Origin of the sequence: Rhizobium leguminosarum (genome assembly GCF_004123835.1) — a bacterium.
GTDB classification, from domain to species: domain Bacteria; phylum Pseudomonadota; class Alphaproteobacteria; order Rhizobiales; family Rhizobiaceae; genus Rhizobium; species Rhizobium leguminosarum_M.
In genome coordinates this window covers 1-24256 of sequence record NZ_MZMU01000022.1, presented here as the reverse complement: position 1 = coordinate 24256, position 24256 = coordinate 1, and the positions used below count along the sequence as shown (strand labels likewise).

The following is a 24256-nucleotide window of genomic DNA, read 5'->3' as shown; positions in this document are numbered from 1 at the left end:
CGGGGCGCCTCCGTCTATTCGATGATCTCGGCGCAGAAATCGATAAAGGCCCTGACCTTAGCCGGAACATGCTGACGCGAGGGATAGAAGGCGTAGAGCGGGAATGTCTCGTCCGACCAGTCGGGAAAGAGGTTCACGAGCTGCCCATTGTTCAGATAATCCACCATCCCGAGTGAGAAGACTTGCGCGATGCCGATCCCCGCAAGGCAGGTCGCCAAGGTCGTGCCGGCATCATTGACTAAAATGCGGCTGCGGGTCTCGATCGAGACGACTTCGTCACCCCGCCGAAGCTCCCATTCGAAAGGCCTGGCGGTCAGCGGGTCCTGGAACTGGATACAGGTATGCTCGCTCAAATCCTGTGGACGGCCCGGCCGACCATGCCGCTCGATATAAGCGGGAGCCGCAATCGTGATCACGCGCGTCTGCATCAACAGGCGCGAAATAAGCGACCTCTGTGCGGGCTCGCCAAAGCGCACCGCGACGTCCATGCCATCAGCAACAAGATCGCCGATCTCGTTGCGGATAATGATCTCGATCTGGATATCCGGGTAACGATCGAGGAAGGCGCCGAGCCGCGGGCCGAGGACAAGGCGTGAGAAATATGGGTCGACATTGACTCGCAACCGGCCACGCACCGCCTGTCTGGCGCCAACAGCTGTCTGCGCTGCCTCTTCGATGCCGCTCAAGAGTGGGGCCACCTGTTCGTAGAACCGCGCGCCATCATCGGTCAGCCGCATGGTGCGTGTTGTCCGGTCGAGCAGCCGCAAACCGATCCGCCCCTCCAGCCGGGAAATGGCGCGGCTGACACCTGACGCCGATAATCCCATTAGCTCCGCTGCCCGCGCGAAGCTTCCGCTCTCGATAACGGCGGCCAATACGCTCACGCCATTCAATAATCGTCCGTCAAACATCGCGTATCCGTGATTTTTAGTCACCAATCATGTGACAGAAGCGCGCTTCAGTCAAAGGCTTCCGAAGGACATGATCAGCATAACAAACCGCCAACCTGCTGGCGGCGGAGGCAACAAAGGAGTCTAGCCATGTTTGTGATCACCGGCGTTACAGGCCAAGTCGGAGGCATTGTTGCCGCGCGTCTGCTGGAGGAGGGGGTGCCGTTCCGCGCCGTCGCGCGCAATGCGAAGAAAGCAGCGGAATGGAAGGACAAAGGCGCGGAACTGGCCTTGGCCGAGATGACCGACGCCGATGCGCTCACCAAGGCTTTCGCCGGCGCCGACGGTGTCTTTCTGTTGATCCCGCCGACCTTCGATCCGACCCCCGGCTTTGCGGAAGTGCGCGCTGTCATTGCGGCCCCGAAGACCGCGCTTCTTTCGTCTCGTCCTGCCAAGGTCGTTTGCCTCTCCACCATCGGCGCGCAGGCCAAAGAACCTAACCTCTTGAGCCAGCTCGGTCTCGTTGAACAGAAGTTATCTGCTTTGCCAATGCCGATCGCCTTTCTGCGTGCCGGCTGGTTCATGGAGAACACGGCTTGGGATATCGCGCCGGCGCGCGAGACATGTGTCCTCTCGAGTTTCCTCCAGCCGCTCGATCAGCCCTATCCGATGGTTTCTGTCTTCGACGTCGGAGCCAAGGCGGCAGAACTGCTGCAGCACGACTGGGTGGGCAAGCAGGTCATCGAGTTGATGGGGCCAGAGGGCGTCACGCCCAACGAAATCGCCGCTGTCCTCTCGTCCATCCTCGGCAGACCCGTCCGGGCGGAGCCGGTCGCCCGCGATACCTGGGAGCAGATTTTCACCGACCAGGGCATGCAAAACCCCCTCCCGCGGATGCGCATGATCGATGGCTTCAACGAAGGCTGGATCCGGTTCGAGGGCGAGCCGGTGAAGGGCACGACCACACTGGACACAGCAATGGGCCGCCTGATTAGCCCCGGCCGATAAACAGCTGAAAGGCCGTGGCGGAGAGCAGCCACGCCCCTTAATGCAGCCTCTGATAGGGTCGACCCCTGATATTGAACTGAGGGACTACCCGAAGACTACCGGATTGAACGGCAGCCTATTTCAAACTCTTCAGGAGATAGCTTCCCACGCCCTTGGACGGTGGCGACGACACTTCGAGCCTCTGCCTGAACAGCCTTCGGTAACCGTCGATGAGCAAGGGGCGCAGCGTGTTGCGCCCCGTTGTCCAGTGGAACCTGGCGCAGCGAAACCTTGGTGGCCGAGTAGACGCTGACGGTAAGCCCTTCGAGCCAACGTGCGGCTACTGCGGTTTTTGAATTTCACAGTAGACAATGCTGCGGTTTGAGCCGGGCCAAACAGACACCTTCACATCCGCCCCGGTCACGCTTTCACTGGCGATCAAGCCCATCTCTCGTTCTGATCGCAACAGCAGCGCCCAGTTCATGAATGTCTCCATATAGCCATCGACGTTCGTTTCCGGGGAGAAGTTGGCGAATAGGAATGTACCGCCCGGCTTCAGCATGCTGATGCACTTTCTGGTCAGCCTTACGGCTACCGCGTCCGGCAAATAGTCATAGAGACCCGCGGCATAAACGAAATCGAACATTCCCAGCGCATGCCTTCCACCGAGCAGGGATTTGACCGACCCGTTCACCGCCTCGACGGACGTGCCGGCGAAATCGCGGGCGACGGTTCCAACGCTCATCGGGTCTTGATCCAAAGCTACCCAGCGTCTGATCGCGCCGGCGCTCAGAGCGTGCGACAACGGCCCCTCACGAAGATGCCCGGCGGCAATCGCGAGGACTTCGGTGGAACCAGGCCGGGCCGAAGCGATTTCGTCAACGCGGCGCGCCAGAATGTCTCGACGCTCCCTTACCGCGACGGATGACGAAGCATTCCGAGTGTAGGCGTAGATCGAACGTCCCAAGTCGCTCGCTGATGCGACATCGTCCTCAATCTCAGGTCTGCCGTAGATGAAGTCGAGAAGGCGTGCGTCGCCAGAATAGCCGCGCGGCTTTTCGAACGACCAGCGGGTCAATGGATCTTGATGGAGATAGTGAGCAACGGGATGGGATTGCGCGATCGGGACGATGACGTCCCACACCTCCGGATGAAAGCGCCGCCGTATCTGATGCAAGGCGTCAGTAAGACGCTCGATGATCGCATCAGGCTCGACGCCGGATTTGAACTGACGGATCGACACGTCAAGGCTGAGGGCAAGCTCGGCTCTGGCAACGATCAGGTGGCCGGGATCTGGGGCTGGAACCCTTCTTGCTATCCGACGAATTTCACCGGGCGCAACAAGACTTTCACCGTCCAAGACCAGGTTTTGTGCCATTTCGAGACCCCTTTGACATAGCGTTAAGCATAATCAACCTCGAAATAGGATGCGACTAGAATCTACACGGGATAAGGGTAATTCTACTCTTGCGGGTCGGATGCTGCCCCTCTAACAAAGCTAAGCAATAAGACAAACCGGTTGCAGGTTGCCGAACGCGATTTTGGAGGGCGCCGAAGTATGGCTTACTTTTCAACATACTTTAGATGGTTGTCAGGCCGATGTTTTTGCATGATCGCGGCTTACGCTAATGTCCCGCGTGACGAATCAACCGCCAGCTTTTCATTCGCCGATGCCCTCAATTCTCTGAAAACTGAAAATGATGCTGTCCGAAGGCGGAGCTCACGGCATGGTCTTTGGATCGCGGTCGCCGTTTATGTGGCCTTCGCACTTCCCGACCGATGGCTGATCCCCGATGTTGCCCCTGTGACGATCGCCGCGCGATTCGTCATTGCAACGATCGCTCTGCTGGCGTTCGAAATCTTGCGTCTGGCAAATGCGAAAACCGTCTGGCTTGACATCACATGCGCCTCGGCACTGCTTGTCGGCTACGTTGGCTGGCTTTACCCGGCGATTGCCACCCGCGACGTCATCGCCATGTCATACTACATGATATTCGGCGCCATCTTCATGATGGGCGCCAACCTCTTTTTCAGTTTCCCGTTTCGGCTTTCGGTGATCACCTCGGGCCTCGTTCTATGCGCATTTTTTATTACGATCGAGGCATTTTTTCCTTCAAGCCAAACCTACAAGCTCGCCTTTGGGCTGTTCTACATTTCGTGCTTTGTCTTCACGTCTTTCGTCAATTGGCGATTGAACGTGGAGCGTCGAAACGTGTTGTTGAACGCGGCGGAGGCTCGCCACCAGCACTGGGAAGCGTCCGAGCGCGGACGGTCACTGCTCGAGCTTTCACATACTGACTACCTGACAGGCATAGGCAACAGACGCGCGCTGGATCGGCGGCTCGACGAATGCTGGGCCGCCTGGAAAGACGAACGCCGCGACTTCTCCGTGTTCCTCATCGACGTCGACTTTTTCAAATGCTTCAATGATCGCTACGGACATCAGGAAGGAGACCGATGCCTGACTGTCATCGCCAATGCGCTGAAGGCGGTTGTGGAGTCGTCCGATGGCATGATCGGCAGGTATGGTGGCGAGGAGTTTATCGTGGTCATGCCGGCTGCCCTCCCCAGGGTCGCGATGACTATCGCCGAGAAGATCAGAATGGAAGTCGAGTCTCTTGCGATTGCTCACGACGAGCGACCAGATGATATGTCGATCGTAACCGTCAGCATCGGCGTCGCCTTAACCCGCGAGAAAGTTGGAGAGAAAGTTGAACGAATAGTACGTGAAGCCGACCTCGCTCTCTACAATGCCAAAGCAAGTGGCCGAAACTGCATTCGTAGTTTTGATCCGTTATTGCCTCGCCCCGACGACCATGCTGGTAAACTCGTCCCGCTGCTGGCGGCCGCCATCGATCGCAAACTTGTCTCGCTCGTGTACCAACCGATCTTCGACGTGACGAACGGGAAAGCAAGAGCTGTCGAGGCTTTGATGCGCCTCAGGATGCCGGACGGTACGGCGGTTTCGCCGAAGACATTCATCCCCGTTGCTGAACGAAGTGGCGCTATCCTCGAACTGGGCAGGTGGGCGATCGAGACGGCATGCCGTGATATACTGATGACCGATCGCATGGCGACCGTCAGCGTCAACGTGTCGCCGATACAACTGCGTTCCACCGGCTTTGCTGCCAGTGTCGCTGATATCCTTGCTCGGTGCGGGGTCTGCGGGTCGCGACTAGCCTTAGAAGTCACTGAGGGCCTGGACATGGATATGCAGTCGGAGGTGCTTAAATGCATTGCCGATCTGCGGGCACTCGGCGTCGAAATCTGGCTTGACGACTTCGGCTGCGGCTTCGCGGGCCTCTCCTGGCTGAGGGCAATCGAGTTTCAGACGGTCAAGGTCGATAGAACCTTCCTGCACGACTGCTCGAACCCGCGCGGTTTGATGATGCTTCAGGACATGATTGCTCTTATCCGCAATCGAGGGAATACGATCCTGGTGGAAGGCGTCGAAACTGCAGCACAATTTACCCTTCTCAAGGATCTTCGCATCGACCGCGTCCAGGGCTTTCACATGGGAATGCCGGTTAGCGCTGAACTTCTGAAGGCGGCATAACTCGACCTCAAGGTTTCCAGATGGCTCAGCACTAAGAGGCCATCCCTACGGGCGCTTGTGATCGCATCGGTCGCCGGGAGGCCGGAGCTGATCAAAGCAATTGAGCCATTTCAACGAGGACTGTGCCGCCATTGCCAGAAGTCTTGCTTTTGGACGGATCAGACCGTCTGATGCAGCGAGGCAACGGATCGCTGAATCAAGCGAATATTCGGCGGTTGAACCTGGGAATGAGGAGCAGGATGGATCACGTCAGTAGCCAGCAAACATCGGCGAGCGATGAGAGGGAAGCGCGCAGGCTTCAATACCTGACCTGGGAACACATTGCGTCTGACCTCCATCATCCGGCCCACCTCGCCCGCAAGGCGGAACTCAGGCGATCATGCGGTGCGGAGCTGGCCGAGACGTCCTACATCGCCGAGCATGCTGCAATCTTCACCGAACGCCTGACGATGGGCGAGCGGTCGTGGATCGCCGGGCACGCGCTCGTTCGCGGCGATGTGATTCTCGGCGACGATTGCACCATCAATCCCTATTCCTGTGTTTCCGGCAAGGTTACGTGCGGCAATGGGGTGCGGATTGCTTCGCATGCCTCGATCGTCGGCTTCAATCATGGCTTCGACGATCCGACCATTCCCATACACCGCCAGGGTGTCGTCAGTATCGGCATCGTGATCGGTGACGATGTCTGGATCGGCGCCAATTGCGTCATCCTGGATGGCGCCACGATTGGAAATGGCGCGGTGATCGCCGCCGGGGCTGTGGTCACGGGGGACATTCCCTCCATGGCGATTGCCGGTGGCGTGCCCGCCCGGGTGCTGCGGAGCCGAGGCTCGGCGCCCAAAAGATCCGGCACTGGCGACATCGAAGATCAATTGGCCAGGCTGGGTCAGAAAACGAAAGACCAGTGGCCGGACATCCTTGCACGCTGGAAAACGCAAGGGGCCTATGAATCGCTGGAAGCGGACGGCATCAGCAGACCGGCGATCCGGCATTTATGCGATGCAATCGAGATCGCTGCCGGCTTCGGCCACCTGCCGCCCGATCTCGATGCGGCGGAGACCGTCGAGCGTCTCCAAGGTCTCCAGGAACGAGAGACCGGCCTTTTCCCGGAAGAGCATTCGCGCATGCATGGCAAAGCGCTGAGGGATGATCCAAAGGCACTCTATAATGTCCTTGCGGTTGGCTATGCGCTTGAACTGCTTGGCTCCAGTCCACGGCAACCGGTCCATGCGGTCGAGCTCGGCGCCGGGGAGCTGGATGAATGGCTGAGCGCCCTGCCCTGGTCGACCCGGGCATGGCACGCCGGAAGCGTGGTCGATGCGATCGGAACCGCCATGTACTTCAATGCGAAGTATTTCGGTATCAGGTATTCACGGCAGGCGCTCTTCGAGTGGCTAAGCCGGAATGCCAACAGCGTTTCGGGGCTGTGGGGTGAACCGACCACGGCGGAAGGATGGCTTCAACCGGTGAACGGCTTTTATCGCCTGACGCGCGGCACCTACGCCCAGTTCGGCGTGGCACTTCCCCACCCGCACGCCTCACTCGAAACGGTTCATCTCAACTATCGCAACCACAAGGGCTTCGTTGCTGCAAAATACAATGCGTGCAACCTGCTCGATACGATTCATCCTCTGCTGCTGATTGCCCGGCAGACCGACTACAGGCGGGCCGATGGCGAAGCGATCGCCCGCAAGCTCATATCGAGGGCGCTGGATAGATGGCGGGATGGCGAGGGATTCCCGTTTGCAGATGGTGCTGAACCGAGCTTGCAGGGAACGGAAATGTGGCTTTCCGTCATTCACCTGGCGGCCGATTTCCTGGGACTGGCGGATCGCTTCGCCTTCGTCCCTAAAGGCGTTCACCGAACGGCAACCGTGGGGCTGGGTTTGTGATTACGCTTCGATCAACCGTGCAGTGATGCCGTCAGCCAGGCGGCGGCAAGGTCGCGCGCGTTGCTTCGCTTGGCTTTGACGGGCACGATCACGTTGTAACGATCCTCCGCGGCAAGCTCGCCACCGCCGATCCGCACCAGGGTTCCATCCTCCAGAAAGGTGCCCACCAGCATGCGCCATCCCAAGGCAATCCCTTGCCCTGCGCGCGCGGCTGCGATGGTTTCGGTATAGTGGTTGAACCGAAGCGACGGCTTTACCTCGATGTTGGCGCCGATCAGCGAAAACCACTGCGCCCAGCTATACCATGAACGATCGAGAACGTCCGTCTCGATGAATTCGTCGGCGGAGCCCAGCGGGCCATCTCCGCGACGGTTGAGATAGTCGGGAGAGCAGACGGGGCAGATAACGTCGCCATGCGAGGCGATGACGGTGCCATCGTTGAAGGGAGGCACACCATATCGAATTGCCACATCGACTTCTCCGTCGTCGAGAGCGATCGGGCTGTCCTGGGATATCACCCGCACCAGGATGCCGGGGTTCGCACGGCGAAACTCGGCCAGCCGCGGCAGCAGCCAGAAAGACGAGAATGCAACGGTCGCCCCTATGGTCAACACGTCCTGGCTGCGCGACTGGAGCGCTTCCACGCTCTCGGCAATATCGGCAAAGCTCTTGGCCAGCGTGGCTCCGAGGTTGATGCATGCCGCCGTCGGCTCGATCGCTCGATGCTTGCGCACGAACAAGGGCTGGCCGAATTCCTCCTCCAGCAATGCAATCTGCCTGCTGACCGCCGCCTGGGTGACACCCAATTCGGTCGCAGCCGTGGTGAAGCTCTTCTTTCTGAGCACCGCCTCCAGGGTTACCAATGCCGTCAGCGACGGGATCCGTCTTCTAAAGTGCATCACAGAACCCCTCATCGCATGATAAAAACTTATGCGAACCTAATTTTTTATGCCGTTGAAACAACGGAACTGCAAGGGCAATCTGGGGAAACTCTCGCATAAGAGGTTCTGATGCTAAACAAGCTCCCGTCTTCCATTTCTGCCCTTCTCGACGCTCGTGCCAACGGTCACTCCCTGCCGGCCGGTCTTTACGTCAGAGAAGACGTGTTCGAAGCAGACATCGACGTCTTCTTCCACAATCACTGGATCTGTGTCGGTCTCGACTGCGATGTTCCCGAACTCGGTGACGCCACGGTGATCGATATCGGCAAGACGAGCCTGATCCTTCTGCGTGACGACGACGGAGAAATTCGCGTCCTGCACAATGTCTGCCGCCATCGCGGCTCCCGCCTTCTCGATCCGGGCAAGACGATCGTCTCAAAACTCGTCTGTCCTTATCACACCTGGACATATGAACTGACGGGTGAGCTCAGCTACGCGCCTCACATGGGCAAGGATTTCGACAAGGAGTGTCGGAGCCTCAAGCCCGTCACGTTCAAGTCGATCGGCGGACTGATTTATGTCTGCCTCTCCGACAATCCGCCCGAGGACATTGGTCTCCTCGAACAGGCCATGGTCGAGCGCCTTGCCCCCTACGACATCCGGAACGCAAAGGTTGCCTTCCAAACGGATGTTATCGAGGATGGCAACTGGAAGCTCACGATGGAAAACAATCGCGAATGCTACCATTGCTCCGCGAACCATCCGGAACTCTGCGTCTCCTTCGTCGATCTCGACTTCGGCTTCGACCCGGAAACGCTGAGCCCGGAGGATCGCGAACAGGCCGAGGAGCATTTCAGGCTGTATGAAGAGCGGACCAAGGCGTGGGAGTCTGACGGCTTCCCCTCGGCTGCGGTCGAGCAGCTCGCCGACTGCGCCACCAACTTCCGCACCCAGCGACTGATCATCGCTGGCGCCGGTGAATCCCAGACCCACGATGCCACCGCCGCATCCTCCAAGCTTCTTGGGCACATGACCCGCAAGGATCTCGGCGACACGCATCTTTGGGGCCATAACAGCTGGAACCACTTCATGGGCGACCATGCCGTGGTGGCAACCGTCATTCCGCTCTCGGCGGGCAAGACGCTGGTCCGAACCAAGTGGTTGGTCCACAAGGACGCCGTCGAAGGCGTGGATTACGATCTCGACAAGCTGACGGATGTCTGGGTGGCGACGACGGACCAGGACGCCGATCTTGTGGCGCGCTCCCATGCAGGCGCTCTCGACCCGGCCTATCAGCCGGGCCCCTACTCCCGCTTTTCCGAGACGAACCTCGACAAGTTCGCCAGCTGGTACATCGATCGGATGCGCGCCCATGGATACTAGGAGCCCGCAGATGCCCGCAGCCAGGGCCGCCCTTCACGACCTATGGAACCCTGAAGAAGACGACGCGCTCGTCTGCCTCGATGTCCAGCAGGAGACCCATGACGTCAAGACGTTCACCTTTGCCTCCCCTGAGGGCAAGCGGTTCGCGTTCAAGGCCGGGCAGTATTTTCTGTTCGACCTGGAACACAATGGAGACACTGAAAACAGGTGCTACAGCATCTCGTCTTCGCCGCATCGGACGAACGCCTTCTCCGTGACGGTGAAGCGCGTTCCCGGCGGCAAGATCTCCAATTGGCTTCATGACACCCTGGTTCCGGGGACGGCCATCAAGGCGAACGGGCCACTCGGCCACTTCGTCAGGCCCGAGACGTCGGGACGTAAGCTTCTGCTTTTGTCCGGCGGCTCCGGCATTACCCCCGTCATGTCCATTCTGCGGGAACTCGCCGACAGTTGCGAACCCGCCGACATCGTCTTCATGCACGCCGGACGGACGCCGCAGGACCTGATCTTTCGCGACGAACTGGCCTGCATCGCCCGCAGGCTGAAAGGCCTTCGCCTGCATTTCTTGCCCGAGACCGTTGCCGACGAGCCGTCCTGGCCCGGTCTGACCGGCCGCATTTCGAAAGAATACATGCGGCTTGCGGTTCCCGATATCACTGAGCGAACCGTGATGTGCTGCGGCCCCGCCCCGTTCATGGCCGCAGCGCGCGCCATTGCCGCCGAACTCGGCGTGCCCGGCTCGAACTACCTGGAGGAAAGCTTCGACGCAGCGGTCATCGATGAACCCGAGATCCCCGTGGTTCAGGAGGCAGCTGCCAAGGTCTTTCAGGTCACCTTCTCGAAGCAAGCCCGCAGCATCGACGTCTCCGGCGACCAGAGCGTGCTCTCTTGTGCAAAGAAGTCAGGCGTCAGGATCCCGTCGTCCTGCGCGAATGGCGTCTGCGGCACCTGCAAGTCGAAGCTTACGTCAGGCACCGTCGACATGAACCACAATGGCGGAATTCGTCAGAGGGAAATCGACGCGGGCTTCTTCCTGCCCTGCTGCTCCAAGCCGCTCAGCGATCTGGTCATCGAGCGCTAAACACCGTCACTCACCGACAAAAGGGACTGACTGAGATGCTGCGAGAGGAAAGCAATTCCGTTGAGCTGACCGGCTCGACGGTCTTCAAAGATGAGCGAAAGCAGGCATACCTCAATCCCGACGGAGCGGATCGGCCCCTTATCAGTCCTTTGCCGGCCACGACGCTCGATCGGGCTCGCCGCTATCGTCTGGAGCGCCTGCGCAGGAAGATGCGCGAATGGGACTGCGGCGCCCTGCTTCTCTACGACCCCGTCAACATCCGATATGCCCTCGATTCATCGAATATGAGCATTTGGACGATGCACAATGCCTCGCGCTACGCTCTGATTCTCGCCGATGGTCCGGCCATACTTTTCGAATTCGAAGGTGCCGAACACGTCAATGACGGGCTTCCCGGCATCGACGAGATCCGGCCGGCGAAGTCATGGATATTCTTCACGGCCGGAAACCTTATGGAACCCCGCCTGAAAGCCTGGGCGGACGAGGTCGCGGACCTCTTGAGCCGCAATGGCGGCAACAAGCGCGTGGCGGTGGACAGGCTCGAACCCGCCGGCGCGTTCGAATTGCGGGAACGCGGCTTCATGCTCTTAGACGGTCAGGAGCTGGCTGAGCGGGCGCGATCCATCAAAAGCACTGAGGAGATCGAGCTGATGAGATGGACGATCCGTGTCTGCGAAGCAGGCATGGCGCGGATGTACGAGGTTTCCGAGCCGGGCCGCACCGAAAGAGAGATCTGGGCCGAGCTTCACTTCGAAAACGCACGGAGCGGCGGCGAATGGCTCGAGACCAAGCTCTTGACCGCAGGCCCCAGAACGAACCCCTGGTATCAGGAATGCTCGGACTACGTCGTCAAACGCGGGGAGATGATATCCTTCGACACCGACATGATCGGACCCTACGGCTATTGCGCCGACCTCTCGCGCTCGTGGACCGCGGGACACGTTGCGATGAACGCCAAGCAGAAGGAACTCTACGCCGCAGCCAGGGATCAGATCGAGCACAATCTCGCCATCCTGAAGCCCGGTATGACGTTTGAAGAGTTCAATGCGCTGTCGTGGCGGATTCCAGTAAAATCCCAGCCTTATCGATACACGCTTGCTCTGCACGGAACCGGAATGGCGGACGAATGGCCGGGGATCCTTCTGCATCCGGATTTCGACCGTGACTTCAGCGGTATCATCGAGGAGGGCATGGTTCTCAACATCGAAAGCCTGATCGCCGAAACCGGATCCGAAAGCATCAAGCTGGAAACCCAGGCTCTGATCACGGCAAGGGGCGCTGAGCGGCTGGACACGTTTCCGTGGGAAGATATCTGAATAAGCTCAGTGCGCTCTCGCAGCGGCTGCACGATGCTGCGACGGCGTTTGCCCGAATGTGCGTTTGAACGTTCTCGTGAACTGCGAGGCGTTTTCAAAGCCGACATCCAGCGCAATCTCGATCAGTGGCGCCTTCGACTGGGCAAGGATCGATTTCGCCCGCTCCATGCGAACACGATTATAGGCCTTGGCAGGAGACATCCCCGTCTTGTCGATGAAGATTCTCTCCAGTTGCCGCCGTGACAGGCCAACCGTGGCGGCAAGCTTCTGTATAGACATGCTGCCGTCGACGAACTGTTCCATCGTAATCATCGCCGCCTTGACGCGGGCGTCGTCATAGTCGTCGTAGAGCGGACGCCGGGGCTGTATGTCGGCCGGAGCCCGGGCCTTTTCGATCTGAAGGACCTCCAGCGCGTTTCGTTCGGCGTCGCGGCTGATACATTTTCGGACCAGCAACGCTGCCATGTCGGCTGAACTGCTGCCGCCTGCGCACGATCCGCGCTGGCGATCGAGATTGAAGAGCCGATCGGAGCGAACGCTGAGGTCGGGAAACCGCTCCCGAAACTCCTTATAATGCAGCCAGCTCACACAGGACTCGTGCCGCTTCATCAGGCCTGCCGCAGCAAGGATGAACGAACCCGTGCACACGCCGATCAGCGGCACCTTCTTGGCGTCCGCCTGCTTGAGAAAAGCGATGGTCTGCTGGTCGACAGGGTTCTCCACCGTCAGAAGGCCGCCGACGACGACGATGTAATTGAACTTCGACGGATCGACGAAATCGGATGTCGGAGCGACCTGGACGCCGCAGCTCGCGGTGATCAGGTGCCGCGTGCTGCCGATCACCTGCCAGTCGGCAAGGACCCTTCCGGAACGATCCTGCTCGTCGCTGGCAAGTCGCAGCGTGTCCACGAAGAGCGCGAAGGCGGACAGCGTGAACGATCGCGCCAGAACGAAACCGACCTTGAGCCGGCCAGCCGACTTCGCGGCGTCGTCTGCCTGTCGATGCTGCTCGGGTCGCATAGTCATCTCCTGCTCCTTCGAACGCGCTCGTCGAATTTTGAAAACCCTGTCATTGGACCGCTATCGTTGACCAATATAGTATTGTGCCTGGTCACCCGCGCCAATCCCGAATGACAAAGGCATAGAGGAAAGGTTCTGGTTTAATCTGGACCACCAAGAGCAGGTAATCAGGAGGACATCTCGGCAACCTTCTTTTCCTGTTCCCGCGGCGACCTTAAACGTTGACACGCTGGCGAGATCGTCTTCTGTGGCCGCAAACAAACCTTCGATCGTGACATTCCAAACGCGCGTCATCTCGTCGAGCGTCGTTAGCGCGACGCCTCGCATTCCGCGCGTTCACCTGCGACACGTATGCCTCGGATACGACGAGCTTCTCGGCAAGATCCTCCACATGGTCAAGCGTGAACCCCGCTGCTAAAGCACGTCGCGCCGCTCTTCTCCATCTTTCCCAGGAATCTCGCAGAAGCAAATGGTAAAGAAACCGGAGGGCGGCTCCGAATGTGGGTGAATCGGCCGCTCGTTACGAGATGTTATCTAACAGTCCACAAATGATGCCTCCAGCAGTTTTCACACCGAGGCTCTCCACATCCAACTGCAATTATTGGTCGCAACCGCGCGAAGACTTACCGGTCCCCGCCGGTTATTGGCCACCCGCGGCCTCAGCGGCACTTCGGAGCTACCTGTAATCGAACTATTAATATTCTGCGCGGGAGAGTTTCAATTTGTTCCACTTTGTTGCCGATCGAACACAGGCAGACGGCCGGTTTTAGGTTAAGCAGGCAGAAAAGATGCAGAAAAGATTCGGAGATAGAGAATGCAGAAACTCCCATCCGGCTTTGCTTCGTGCGCCTCCCGTTCGTCGATCGTCGCGGCAATCTTCATCGCAGGCTCATTCATGGCGCCGGCGACGGCGTTCGCGAATTGCGTCACACTTGGAGGTGTAATCACTTGCGACGCGACAGCTCCCAATCCGTTTACAACCACCGTAGGCGCCGGCAATTCTGCTGCTGCAGACAACATCACTGTGAATGTTGGAACCGGTTCGCAGGTTGCTGTCGGCGACTTGAATGCTATCAGCCTGCGCAACGGCGCGGTCATCACCATTGCCGGTGGGGGCCTCGTCAGCGCTACGGCAGTCTCCACTATTGGCAATTTCAACACGGGTGGCAACGCCATTGAGGTCAACAACAATGGCACGGTGACGATTGAACAGGGGGGGCAGCTCCTTGCCCTCGGGACCCAGGGAAGCGCGGAAGCTGTAAACTTCCAGGGCACCGGCAATGTGCTTACCAACAGTGGCCTCATCGACGCGAACAATGCTGTCGCTATCTGGTCTCAGAATACGTCCGGCCTGAACACCGTGATCAATAATGAAACCGGAATTATCGAAGCGGGAAACGGAACAACAAGCACCGTCATCGGCGGATCGGGCGCCGGCGCGCTCGACTTCACCAACAAAGGCACAATTCGAGGCAGTATCAACCTCGCCAACGGCAATGATATCTTGCGCCTATATACAGGATCGAGCGTTACCGGCAATTTTACCGGCGGCCTGGGCACTGATGCAATCTTCCTCAGCGGTGACGGGCAGTCGTCCATGGCTGGCAACTTCACCGGGTTTGAAAGCCTCGTTAAAAACGATCTTGGAAGGTGGACACTGACGGGCACAATTACCGGTGTTACCGTCGCTACGGTTCAAAACGGCACGCTTGTTCTGACGGGGACAAACAGCAACTATACCGGCCAGGTCATCATCGATCCTGCTGGTATCTTGGAAGCACGTGCACAGGCTCTCCCAACGCAGCTAGTCCCCGCAAACAACGTCGCCAACATCACCAATAACGGCCTTGTACGGTTCACTCAGCCCGTTAATGGCACCTATGTCGGTCAGATCGTCGGAACCGGTGCCGTCGAAAAGACCGGCGCGGGCACCCTTACGCTTGCACCCTCTGTCGCGGCAGGCAATACCTATTCCGGTGGAACCTTCATCAATGGCGGCGTTGTCGCTGTCGGGGCCGACAATGCGCTGGGCGCCTCGACAGGCGGTGTCAGCTTCAATAGCGGCACCTTGCAACTCAACAGCAGTTTCGACTTATCGGCTAGCCGGGCAGTGACCCTGAATGTCGGGGGCGGCACGATTGACACACAGGCCTTCAATTCGACATTGGCACAGGGTGTAACCGGACCGGGCAGACTTACGAAGACAGGAACAGGGTCTCTCGTTCTGACGGGTAACAGTAATTACAGTGGTGGCACCGTGATTTCCGCAGGTACCCTCCAGCTTGGAAATGGCGGAACTAGCGGCTCGATCTCAGGCGATGTGTTGAACAACAGCCTGCTCACGTTCAACCGCTCCGACGCATTTTTGGTACCTGGAACTATTTCCGGTTCGGGTGCCGTGGAACAAAACGGTTCGGGCACCACGGTCCTCGCCGGCAACAATACCTACACTGGTGGAACCACCATCAACGCCGGGACACTGCAGCTCGGCAACGGTGGCACCTCCGGTTCTATCGTCGGAAATGTCTCAAATACCGGTTCTCTTGCTTTCAATCGCTCCGACAGCATGAGTTTCGGCGGGGTGATTTCAGGCTCCGGCAGCGTCCGGCAGATCGGCGGCGGAACGACAATCCTGACCGCGCAGAATACATATTCAGGCGCAACGACGGTCGAGGCCGGAACGCTCGCCGCTGGCACAACCAACGCCTTTAGCCCCACTTCGTCGACTTCCGTGCTTGCTGGCGGGACCCTCGATGCGGCCGGTTTTGATCAGACCCTTAGCGTGCTTACCAATGCCGGTTTGGTCAATATCGGAGGTGCGCCGGGAGCAACGCTGACTGTCAGCGGCAACTATGCGGGCGCAGGCGGCACTTTACGGTTGAACACGGCGCTGGGCGATGACGCATCAACGACCGACAGGCTTGTTGTTGCGGGTAACACGTCAGGATCGACGACGCTTGTCGTCAATAATGTTGGCGGCAAGGGAGCGCTGACTGTGGAAGGAATAAGGGTGATCGATGTTGCTGGCTCTTCCGCCGGCAACTTTGCACTTGACGGAGACTATCGCTTTCAGGGCGAGGAAGCCGTTATTGGCGGCGCCTACGCTTACCGACTATACAAGAATGGCATCGCAACGCCAACCGATGGTGACTGGTATCTTCGTTCCGCTTTAGACGCGGCTGACCCGGCATCATTGCCGCTCTACCAGCCCGGCGTTCCCGTTTATGAGGCGTACGCGCAGACATTGCTCGGCCTAAACGGACTGCCAACGCTGCAACAACGTCTTGGCAACCGCTATTGGTCAGGAGCTGGCAATGGAACGCTGTCTCAGGGCGATGGTCCCGGAACGATGGAACCGGCTCCGCAGCCGTCGGACGGAGGCCCGACCTTCGTCGAGGGACGCGGCTTGTGGGCGCGCTTCGAAGGCACACGTGAAAGCTTTGATCCAAGAACGTCAACGAGTTCCGCTGACTACGATGTGGATACGTGGAAGTTCCAAGGCGGCCTGGACAAACAGCTTTACGAAAGCGGCAGCGGCACCCTCATGGGAGGCATCACGGCTCACTATGGCAACGCATCCGCAGATGTATCCTCCATCTTCGGCAATGGCACAGTCGATACCGATGGCTATGGAATTGGCGCTACGCTCACCTGGTATGGTCAGAATGGCTTCTATCTTGACGGGCAGGCGCAGGCGACATGGTATGAAAGTGACCTATCTTCCGACATCGCCGGTGGCCTCTCGACAGGGAATGACGGTTTCGGCTACGCCTTCAGCTTGGAGACCGGCAACAGACTTGCGCTGAACCAGAGCTGGACGCTTACCCCGCAGGCCCAGATCGCATATTCCAATGTGAATTTCGATAACTTCACCGACTCCTTCGGCGCCAACGTATCTCTCGGGGCTGGTGAGAGTCTTAAAGGCCGCCTGGGGCTTTCGGCAGATTACGAAAATGCCTGGGAGGGCGCTTCAGGAACGACGACCCGTACCCATCTTTACGGCATCGCCAATCTTTATTATGAGTTCCTGGACGGGACGGATGTCGCAGTATCAGGCGTCCAATTTGCTAGTGAGAATGACCGAACCTGGGGCGGCATCGGCGCTGGCAGTAGCTATAACTGGAATAATGACAAGTACTCCATCTACAGTGAGGTCTCCGTCAACACCAGCTTGTCCAATTTCGCTGACAGCTACAGCCTCAACCTCAATGCAGGTTTCAAGGTGAAGTTCTAAGGGTAGTCGCAACATTCCACTGCCTGAATTACCCTTCGGAGGATATTGCAAGGGTTTATAGGCGTGCTCCAGGTCGATCGATATGCGGGATACAATCGCCTGACCGCACGGGACCGTATCGGTCCCGATATCCGGCTTGCCTACTGTTGAGCGCATGCGCGGCGCAAGCTGGTCGAGATTGCTCGTACGGCTCCACGCCAATTGCTGAGGAGGCCTGAAGCGGATCAGCGAACTCTACCGCATCAAAGCCGAGTACCGAAGCCGATACAGTTGCCGGCCGTTATGTCGCAGAACGTGCCCGACAAACATATCGCTTCGTATTCGCCTTTCCCAGAGTATATGCAGCCGGGGATCACAGCGACCGCAACGCAATAGTGGGCCAAGATCGAACTCCTCCCATGTAAGCATCTGCGAAAAAATGGAGGATTGGCGCAGAGGCTACAAGAGGACGCGTAACCAGCCCAACTCCCTGAATGAAGCCGGAAGACCCCACTCCGGTGGTCAAAATCCTGCGGCGGTTCAGAACTTAGACTTGACAGCTGGGTGCCAGTTGAGTTGACCTGCAACACAAGTCGGTAGCAGTGCCGGCCATCGCTATTGATGTGCTACAGGTTTACCATCGCGCCGGCCTTGGTTTTGCGCTGCCGAGCCTGCTTGATGCTGCCGATCAAGACATTCAAACGAGCCCTGCACAGCACGAATATTAGACTGCAGTAAGCGATGCCACCTGCGAGGACTTCTATGGCCAAGCGTGGATACGGGGACCAATGAATGAGCAATTCGTGGAGGAGGAAAACGACTGCAACCATTCCTGCAGAGGCTATGGTAGGCCGCAGGAATTGCGCCAGATATGCCTGGATACTCAGCTCTATATGCTGCGAAACCTTCCAGCTGGTGATTGGCCAAAACAACAAAACTTCGATCATTATGGCGAAAACAATCGTCGTGACGCCATAAGGATAGAGAATTGCGATCGTCAGGAGTGTGAGGAGGTTTCGTGCCAGCTGGTAGTAAAACCACCAATCCATCTCTCCTTGGCTCTTGATCAAGGATGCCTGCACGTAGCCGATCCCGGCCATCAACCCGATAACGCAGTAGAACCGGACCGGCCAGACGGCCTCGATCCAGTGCGCACCGAAAATTGTCGCGATCGCATCATCGGCAACTGCGGCAAGGCCAATGAATACGGGGTAGGAAACCAGAGCGCATCCAAACGTTGCCATGAGAAATGCTTCTCGAACTTTCTTCGGATCGGTCCGCAACGACGACAGCAAGACGTGGGTGACAGATGTTAAGCCCCCGGCGATGACGTTGTTGATCATATCAAACAAACGCTTCGAGAAATTATAAATGCCGAGCGCCGACGGGCTTAAGAGCACGCCGATGATCAAGTTGTCCAAGCTCATCGTCTGCAAAAACCGAGTGCCGGATGCAAAAAAGCCGTAGTGCAGGAGGTCGTTCAGGCTTTGTCTCTTCAAGTGAAGTCCGGGCGACCACCCTGCACCCCAGAAAGCAGCGCCGCATGATGCCGCCGTGGCCGCGATCTGTGCAATCGCGAGCGCCCACAAGCCGAAACCCGCGAGAACCAAAACAAGGCAAATGCAAGCAGACGTGACGGTCGCTATAACTGTGCGGACGGCCACCAGATGGAAGGACATTTTCCTGTTCACGATCGCATTCGGAACGACGGCCGTGAAGTCGAAGAATACCTTCAATCCCATGATGTATATGAGATAGGTGACTTCCTTATGCCCGACATATGCCGCGATCGACGAAGCGGCCAGGCATAAGGCGCCGTAGACCAAGAACGAAAAGCCAAGCGAAAGCAGGAATATCGTATCGAGGTGGCTGCGCCTGATCTCGGCCCTCTGGATGATCGCCTCGCCAAAAGCAGTCGGCCCAAAACTCGCTGCAAAGGAGACAATGCTGAACGACAGCGCAACAAGACCGAAGTCCTGAGGTTGGAGGACGCGAGAAGTGACCACAAAAACAGCGAAGGTCAGGACCGTCGGAATGAGGGTGCTGAGTGCCGACCAGAAGGCACCCTTTACGGCCGCGGCGGATCGGTTCTCACTGACATGACTGAAGAGAATATCGTCGCTGTGCAAAACCGACAAACTGAGCTCCTACCGATAATCAGACTATGGAAGGTTGAGGCACCCGATCGGGCGCGGGAATCCCGGGACTGAGATTCATAAATCGGCTCGACTTGTACCAAGTTCCGCCGGTCAACTTTTCTCTTAGTCACCTTCGCCCAAGTGACACATATATTCTACTTGCAATTTCAAAACCAACAGCACTTACATCTGCGATTTTGAAGAGTCAATTGGAGGACTAATTGCTGTACGTCATATTGAAGTAGGCAAAGTGTCTCACTTTATTGCACCAGTTTGAACAAGTGCGCGAGCGTCAGTAGACCTCCTTTGGACATGGTCTTTGTGAGAACGCCATGATCTGCTCGAGCGTCATCTCGTGTTTGGCGTGGAAGCCGAGAAGCCGCGGCGCCGCTGACGCCAGCCACAGCGCTGCTTAGCGGTCGCGGCCGAGACGAAGGAGGGCACGCCGTAGCAATGCCTTTGCCGCAGCCGGTTCGGGAGTGACCGACAAAGCGGGAGCCGCCACGGAACTAGTCTATGGAATTGTCGCAGTCGGCGGGAATGTTTGCGGCCGACCTAAGCACCATGCTTCCGAAGCCCGGCCGCCGGCCATCGCAGGATGTCCCCATATGCGAATTGCGGCGGGGAGCGCTTGCGGCGCCCCCCGGAAGACTTAAGCGACTAGCACGCCGCTCTTCTTGGCCATCCAGGTTGCGATGTAGTCCATCAGCCCGGGTGAGAGGCAATCGTAAGGCTCGAGGCCGGACGCCTTCAGCTGCGTTCTGACGGCGTCCATCTTCGCGGGGTCGAAGCCGCTTTCGATGATCGACGACACGAAGGCGGCAAAGCCCGGCTTCGCCCAGCCGCTTTCCTGAAAGCGTTCCGGATGGACGAACGACAATCCCTGGAACGGATGTTCGCGCACGACCGGCCCATACATATGCACCCCGCATTCCTTGCAGGCGTGACGCTGGATCAAGGCGGCGGAATCGACGACGGCGAGCTTGTCGCCATTCTCCTGAACTTCGACGCTTTCGGTCGGCGCAACTGCCACGACTGAAAAGACGAAGCCCTCGGGCTTCCAGCACTTCGTGCAGCCGCAGGCATGATTGTGGGCGATGTCACTCTTGATCCTGACCTTCACGGGGTTGCTTGCGCACTTGCAGACGAGCGTCCCGCCTGCGAAAGCAGCGTCAGTCGCCCGAAAGCCTGAATCCACTGCCGGATGTATGGCTATGCTGGTCATGGGTTTCTCCTCCCCTTCTGGGCCGTTTGCGATATGCCCGGCCAAGCTCTGCAATCAGTCTCCCAATCTCCGCGCGTGCCAGCGCAGATGGTCTTCCATGAATGTCGAAATGAAGAAGTAGGAGTGGCCGTAGCCTTCCTGCATGCGAAGCCGCAGGCTGATGCCAGCCGTCTCGCAGGCTTGCCTGAGCTCTTCGGGGCGCAATCCATCCTCCAGGAAGCTATCCGCCGTCCCCTGGTCGACGAGGAATTCCGGGAACCGGTGCCCGTCTTCGATCAGCGAGCAGGCATCATATGCCCGCCAGGCCGTCTCATCCGATCCGAGGTATTTCCGGAATGCCGGCTTTGACCAGCCGGAGACGGAAGGATGGCTGATCGGCGCGAAGGCCGAGCAGCTGCCGAAACGTTCGGGATTCTTGAGCGCAATCGTGATCGCGCCGTGTCCGCCCATCGAGTGACCGAAGATCCCCTGTCGCGTCATGTCGACCGGAAACTCTGCGGCGATAAGCTTCGGCAATTCATCGACGACGTAGCTGTACATCCGATAGTTCTGCGCGAATGGCGGTTCGGTGGCGTCGACATAAAAGCCGGCCCCCTTGCCGAACTGCCAATTATCCGGTTCGTCCGGAACGGCATCGCCCCGCGGACTGGTGTCGGGGCAGACGACGATCATACCGAGTTCTGCGGCAAGACGCCGATACTCTCCCTTTTCCATGACGTTCGCATGGGTGCAGGTCAGACCGGAAAGGTACCATAGAACCGGCAGCTTCCGCGCTTTGGCCTGCGGCGGCAGGAATACCGCAAAAGTCATGTCGCACCCGCAGACATCCGAGCGATTGACGTAAACGCCCTGAGTGCCGCCATGAGAATTTTCGGTCGAGATCGTTTTCATGGCTCAGTACACGACAACGCCGCGGATGCTCTCGCCCGCATGCATCAGCTCGAAGCCCTTGTTGATGTCTTCGAGCGGCATGGTGTGGGTGATCATCGGGTCGATCTGGATCTTGCCCTGCATGTACCAGTCGACGATCTTCGGCACGTCGGTGCGGCCGCGCGCGCCGCCAAAGGCGGTGCCCATCCAGTTGCGGCCGGTGACCAGCTGGAACGGACGGGTGGAGATTTCCTGGCCGGCGCCGGCAACGCCGATGATAATGGACTTGCCCCAGCCGCGGTGGGAAGCTTCCAGCGCCTGACGCATCACCTTGGTGTTGCCGGTGCAGTCGAAGGTGTAGTCGGCGCCGCCGATCAGATCGCCGTTGCGCTTGGTCAGGTTGACGAGATAGGGCACGATGTCGTCACCGACCTCCTTCGGATTGACGAAGTGGGTCATGCCGAACTTTTCGCCCCATGCCTTGCGGTCAGGGTTGATGTCGACGCCGATGATCATGTCGGCGCCGGCAAGCTTCAGACCCTGAAGCACGTTGAGGCCGATACCGCCGAGCCCGAAGACGATCGCCGTCGAGCCCATCTCCACCTTGGCGGTGTTGATGACCGCGCCGATGCCGGTCGTGACACCGCAGCCGATGTAGCAGATCTTGTCGAACGGCGCGTCGGGATTGACCTTGGCAAGGGCGATCTCCGGCAGCACGGTGAAGTTCGAAAAGGTCGAGCACCCCATATAGTGATGGATCTTGTCCTTGCCGATCGAGAAACGCGAGGTGCCGTCCGGCATCACGCCCTGGCCCTGGGTCGCGCGGATCGAGGTGCAGAGATTGGTCTTGCGCGAGGTACAGGAATAGCATTCGCGGCATTCCGGGGTGTAGAGCGGAATGACGTGGTCGCCCTTCTTCACCGAGGTGACGCCGGGGCCGACATCGACCACGATGCCGGCACCCTCGTGGCCGAGGATTGCCGGGAAGAGGCCTTCCGGATCGGCGCCCGACAAAGTGAAATCATCGGTGTGGCAGATGCCCGTCGCCTTGACCTCCACCAGCACTTCGCCGGCCCGCGGCCCCTCCAGCTGCACAGTCATCACTTCGAGCGGTTTTCCTGCCTGAACGGCAACGGCGGCGCGAACGTCCATTTTGATATCCTTCCTCTTAAATTGAATTCTGATGCTGCATATTCGGATCGACCGGCTTCTCGCCGATCTGCTTCGCTGCGTTACCGCCGAGACTTCAAGCTCTGGCGTTCGAGCTTTTTGTTCATCTCGGACCCATTGTCGCCAAGGACCCCATCACGTCTCCCGCTCAACCTGGCACCAGACCGCCAGCAGTGGCCGGGCTGTGCATCTTATCGCAAAGGATTGCCCGGCGTCGTTTGCAAAGACCGTGCCGATACCGGCGGAGAACCATTGGGAATTGCCAAGGCAGATTTCACCCGGCGAAAGCAGAATGAAAGCGCGGGGCTGCGTCTGAACATGATCGGGAAATCTTGTATAGCGATCCATGTAGATCACGCCGACCCTGAGATCGGCGCGTTCCTCCATGCCGCCGGGACCGACCAAGACCGCATGGGAGTGCGTATTGCCAAAATTCAGGCTTGCGAAGGGACCGGAGCGGCCGCGTCTCCAGACCAGCTTATCGGCGAGACTCTGGAACTGGCCGGCGATCGCCTCGTATTTCCGTCCCGATTTTGCAAGATGGCCGATGGCGTCATTCAGCCCTTCGGGCGCGCCGGGAAGAGGCCCGCCCTCCGGACGCACCTTCCCGGTCTTGAGCAGCCTCTGGAGGACCTTGCCGGCAACGAAGCTGGCGACGGCTGGAGCCTCCGCCGACAGCATCAGGCCGCCGACATCATTGAGAAATTCCTGCAGCGGCCGAGAACGTCTTTCCCTCCCGATGTCGTGCAGCCGTATATATGCCGGCTTTTCGTCATCATTCAGGAGAAGGTCGGCACCAGGTTTGATTGGACGTCCCACGACGCGCGCCACGTTCGGCCTCCCTCGCTAGAGCGCCTTTTGCAATTCCGGCAGGGCGTCGAAGAGATCGGCGACCAGTCCGTAGTCGGCGACCTGGAAGATCGGCGCCTCCTCGTCCTTGTTGATGGCGACGATCACCTTCGAATCCTTCATGCCGGCCAGATGCTGGATGGCGCCTGAAATACCGCAGGCGATGTAGAGCTGCGGCGCCACCACCTTGCCGGTCTGGCCGACCTGCCAGTCGTTCGGCGCATAACCGGCATCGACGGCGGCTCTGGATGCGCCGACGGCAGCACCGAGCTTGTCGGCAAGCGGCAGGATGACTTCCCTGAACTTTTCCGCCGAGCCGAGTGCCCGGCCGCCGGAGATGATGATCTTCGCAGACGTCAGCTCCGGCCGGTCGGAGGCCGACAGCGCATCGCCGACAAAGGTCGAAAGCCCCGGATCGGTAACCGCCGGGATCGCCTCGATCGTTGCCGAACCTCCCTCCGGTGCGGAGGCGAAGGAAGCTGTGCGCACGGTGATCACCTTCTTGGCATCGCTCGCCTGCACCGTCTGGATGGCATTGCCGGCATAGATGGGCCGCTTGAAGGTATCGGCAGAGATCACCTCGATGATCTCCGAGACCTGGGCGACATCGAGCAGGGCTGCCACGCGCGGCAGCACGTTCTTGCCGACCGAGGTGGCAGCGGAGATGATCGTGTCGTAGCTGGCGGAGAGCGAGACGATCAGATCGGCCAGCGGTTCGGCCAGATTGTTGGCGAGTTCGTCGCTTTCGGCGAGCAGCACCTTGGAGACGCCGGCAAGCTTGGCGG

At 58.8% G+C, this 24256-nt stretch carries 17 protein-coding genes and 1 pseudogene; 8 read left to right on the top strand and 10 right to left on the bottom strand.

Going from position 1 to position 24256, the window contains the following annotated elements; translation table 11 throughout:
• Positions 1 to 14: 14 nt before the first annotated feature.
• Positions 15 to 911, bottom strand: a complete 897-nt coding sequence (locus B5P46_RS28815) for a LysR family transcriptional regulator (protein ID WP_129421715.1) — start codon at positions 909 to 911, stop codon at positions 15 to 17.
• Between the two features lie 129 nt (positions 912 to 1040).
• Between B5P46_RS28815 and B5P46_RS28810 the strand changes: the two genes are divergently transcribed.
• On the top strand, positions 1041 to 1898 hold the full coding sequence (locus B5P46_RS28810; protein WP_129421714.1) for an NmrA family NAD(P)-binding protein: 858 nt from the start codon (positions 1041 to 1043) through the stop codon (positions 1896 to 1898).
• A 319-nt stretch (positions 1899 to 2217) separates the two neighbouring features.
• On the opposite strand, the gene B5P46_RS28805 is transcribed toward B5P46_RS28810, so the two are convergent.
• Complete coding sequence (locus B5P46_RS28805; RefSeq protein WP_129421713.1) at positions 2218 to 3255, bottom strand: class I SAM-dependent methyltransferase; 1038 nt, start codon at positions 3253 to 3255, stop codon at positions 2218 to 2220.
• 180 nt (positions 3256 to 3435) lie between these two features.
• Between B5P46_RS28805 and B5P46_RS28800 the strand changes: the two genes are divergently transcribed.
• Entirely contained in the window at positions 3436 to 5433 is a 1998-nt protein-coding gene (locus B5P46_RS28800) for a putative bifunctional diguanylate cyclase/phosphodiesterase (protein ID WP_129421712.1), read from the top strand.
• Positions 5434 to 5672: 239 nt separating this feature from the next.
• Complete coding sequence (locus B5P46_RS28795) at positions 5673 to 7325, top strand: acyltransferase (protein WP_129421711.1); 1653 nt, start codon at positions 5673 to 5675, stop codon at positions 7323 to 7325.
• Positions 7326 to 7336: 11 nt separating this feature from the next.
• Here B5P46_RS28795 and B5P46_RS28790 read toward each other — a convergent pair whose 3' ends face one another.
• Positions 7337 to 8224 carry a LysR substrate-binding domain-containing protein gene (locus B5P46_RS28790; RefSeq protein WP_129421710.1) on the bottom strand — a complete coding sequence of 296 codons (888 nt, stop codon included), beginning with the start codon at positions 8222 to 8224 and terminating at the stop codon, positions 7337 to 7339.
• A gap of 111 nt (positions 8225 to 8335) precedes the next feature.
• Here B5P46_RS28790 and B5P46_RS28785 point away from each other — a divergent pair, with 111 nt between their 5' ends.
• Genes B5P46_RS28785 through B5P46_RS28775 form a run of 3 tightly spaced genes read left to right on the top strand, consistent with a single transcriptional unit; the run spans position 8336 to position 11986 of the window.
• A complete protein-coding gene (locus tag B5P46_RS28785; protein WP_129421709.1) occupies positions 8336 to 9589 on the top strand; it encodes an aromatic ring-hydroxylating oxygenase subunit alpha in 1254 nt (417 codons plus the stop codon).
• Between the two features lie 10 nt (positions 9590 to 9599).
• A complete protein-coding gene (locus tag B5P46_RS28780; RefSeq protein ID WP_206735420.1) occupies positions 9600 to 10670 on the top strand; it encodes an FAD-binding oxidoreductase in 1071 nt (356 codons plus the stop codon).
• Between the two features lie 35 nt (positions 10671 to 10705).
• Positions 10706 to 11986 (top strand): M24 family metallopeptidase, encoded by a 1281-nt coding sequence (locus B5P46_RS28775; protein WP_129421707.1) that lies wholly within the window; start codon positions 10706 to 10708, stop codon positions 11984 to 11986.
• Between the two features lie 6 nt (positions 11987 to 11992).
• Here the strand turns inward: B5P46_RS28775 and B5P46_RS28770 are convergent, their stop codons facing one another.
• Positions 11993 to 13006, bottom strand: coding sequence for a GlxA family transcriptional regulator (locus tag B5P46_RS28770; protein ID WP_129421856.1), 1014 nt, complete (start codon positions 13004 to 13006; stop codon positions 11993 to 11995).
• Between the two features lie 814 nt (positions 13007 to 13820).
• Between B5P46_RS28770 and B5P46_RS28765 the strand changes: the two genes are divergently transcribed.
• Entirely contained in the window at positions 13821 to 17240 is a 3420-nt protein-coding gene (locus B5P46_RS28765) for an autotransporter outer membrane beta-barrel domain-containing protein (protein WP_164986568.1), read from the top strand.
• 39 nt (positions 17241 to 17279) lie between these two features.
• Positions 17280 to 17499, top strand: a pseudogene (locus B5P46_RS28760) (IS66 family transposase); the annotation flags it as partial.
• Between the two features lie 346 nt (positions 17500 to 17845).
• Here B5P46_RS28760 and B5P46_RS28755 read toward each other — a convergent pair.
• From B5P46_RS28755 to B5P46_RS28725, 6 genes are all read right to left on the bottom strand, one after another.
• Positions 17846 to 19357 (bottom strand): lipopolysaccharide biosynthesis protein, encoded by a 1512-nt coding sequence (locus B5P46_RS28755; RefSeq protein WP_129421706.1) that lies wholly within the window; start codon positions 19355 to 19357, stop codon positions 17846 to 17848.
• 652 nt (positions 19358 to 20009) lie between these two features.
• Positions 20010 to 20582, bottom strand: coding sequence for an S-(hydroxymethyl)glutathione synthase (gfa, locus tag B5P46_RS28745; RefSeq protein WP_129421705.1), 573 nt, complete (start codon positions 20580 to 20582; stop codon positions 20010 to 20012).
• Positions 20583 to 20636: 54 nt separating this feature from the next.
• Entirely contained in the window at positions 20637 to 21473 is an 837-nt protein-coding gene (fghA, locus tag B5P46_RS28740; protein ID WP_129421704.1) for an S-formylglutathione hydrolase, read from the bottom strand.
• A gap of 3 nt (positions 21474 to 21476) precedes the next feature.
• Positions 21477 to 22604 (bottom strand): S-(hydroxymethyl)glutathione dehydrogenase/class III alcohol dehydrogenase, encoded by a 1128-nt coding sequence (locus tag B5P46_RS28735; RefSeq protein ID WP_129421703.1) that lies wholly within the window; start codon positions 22602 to 22604, stop codon positions 21477 to 21479.
• A gap of 153 nt (positions 22605 to 22757) precedes the next feature.
• Entirely contained in the window at positions 22758 to 23453 is a 696-nt protein-coding gene (locus tag B5P46_RS28730; protein WP_129421702.1) for a dimethylsulfonioproprionate lyase family protein, read from the bottom strand.
• Positions 23454 to 23468: 15 nt separating this feature from the next.
• Positions 23469 to 24256 (bottom strand): electron transfer flavoprotein subunit alpha/FixB family protein (locus B5P46_RS28725; RefSeq protein WP_164986566.1); only part of this gene is annotated, 788 nt, incomplete at its 5' end.

Bases quoted from the DNA above. Each gene is read 5' to 3' on its own strand.
- B5P46_RS28815 (WP_129421715.1), bottom strand. From the start codon at position 911: ATGTTTGACGGACGATTATTGAATGGCGTGAGCGTATTGGCCGCCGTT.
- B5P46_RS28810 (WP_129421714.1), top strand. From the start codon at position 1,041: ATGTTTGTGATCACCGGCGTTACAGGCCAAGTCGGAGGCATTGTTGCC.
- B5P46_RS28805 (WP_129421713.1), bottom strand. From the start codon at position 3,255: ATGGCACAAAACCTGGTCTTGGACGGTGAAAGTCTTGTTGCGCCCGGT.
- B5P46_RS28800 (WP_129421712.1), top strand. From the start codon at position 3,436: ATGGCTTACTTTTCAACATACTTTAGATGGTTGTCAGGCCGATGTTTT.
- B5P46_RS28795 (WP_129421711.1), top strand. From the start codon at position 5,673: ATGGATCACGTCAGTAGCCAGCAAACATCGGCGAGCGATGAGAGGGAA.
- B5P46_RS28790 (WP_129421710.1), bottom strand. From the start codon at position 8,224: ATGCACTTTAGAAGACGGATCCCGTCGCTGACGGCATTGGTAACCCTG.
- B5P46_RS28785 (WP_129421709.1), top strand. From the start codon at position 8,336: ATGCTAAACAAGCTCCCGTCTTCCATTTCTGCCCTTCTCGACGCTCGT.
- B5P46_RS28780 (WP_206735420.1), top strand. From the start codon at position 9,600: ATGCCCGCAGCCAGGGCCGCCCTTCACGACCTATGGAACCCTGAAGAA.
- B5P46_RS28775 (WP_129421707.1), top strand. From the start codon at position 10,706: ATGCTGCGAGAGGAAAGCAATTCCGTTGAGCTGACCGGCTCGACGGTC.
- B5P46_RS28770 (WP_129421856.1), bottom strand. From the start codon at position 13,006: ATGCGACCCGAGCAGCATCGACAGGCAGACGACGCCGCGAAGTCGGCT.
- B5P46_RS28765 (WP_164986568.1), top strand. From the start codon at position 13,821: ATGCAGAAACTCCCATCCGGCTTTGCTTCGTGCGCCTCCCGTTCGTCG.
- gfa (WP_129421705.1), bottom strand. From the start codon at position 20,582: ATGACCAGCATAGCCATACATCCGGCAGTGGATTCAGGCTTTCGGGCG.
- fghA (WP_129421704.1), bottom strand. From the start codon at position 21,473: ATGAAAACGATCTCGACCGAAAATTCTCATGGCGGCACTCAGGGCGTT.
- B5P46_RS28735 (WP_129421703.1), bottom strand. From the start codon at position 22,604: ATGGACGTTCGCGCCGCCGTTGCCGTTCAGGCAGGAAAACCGCTCGAA.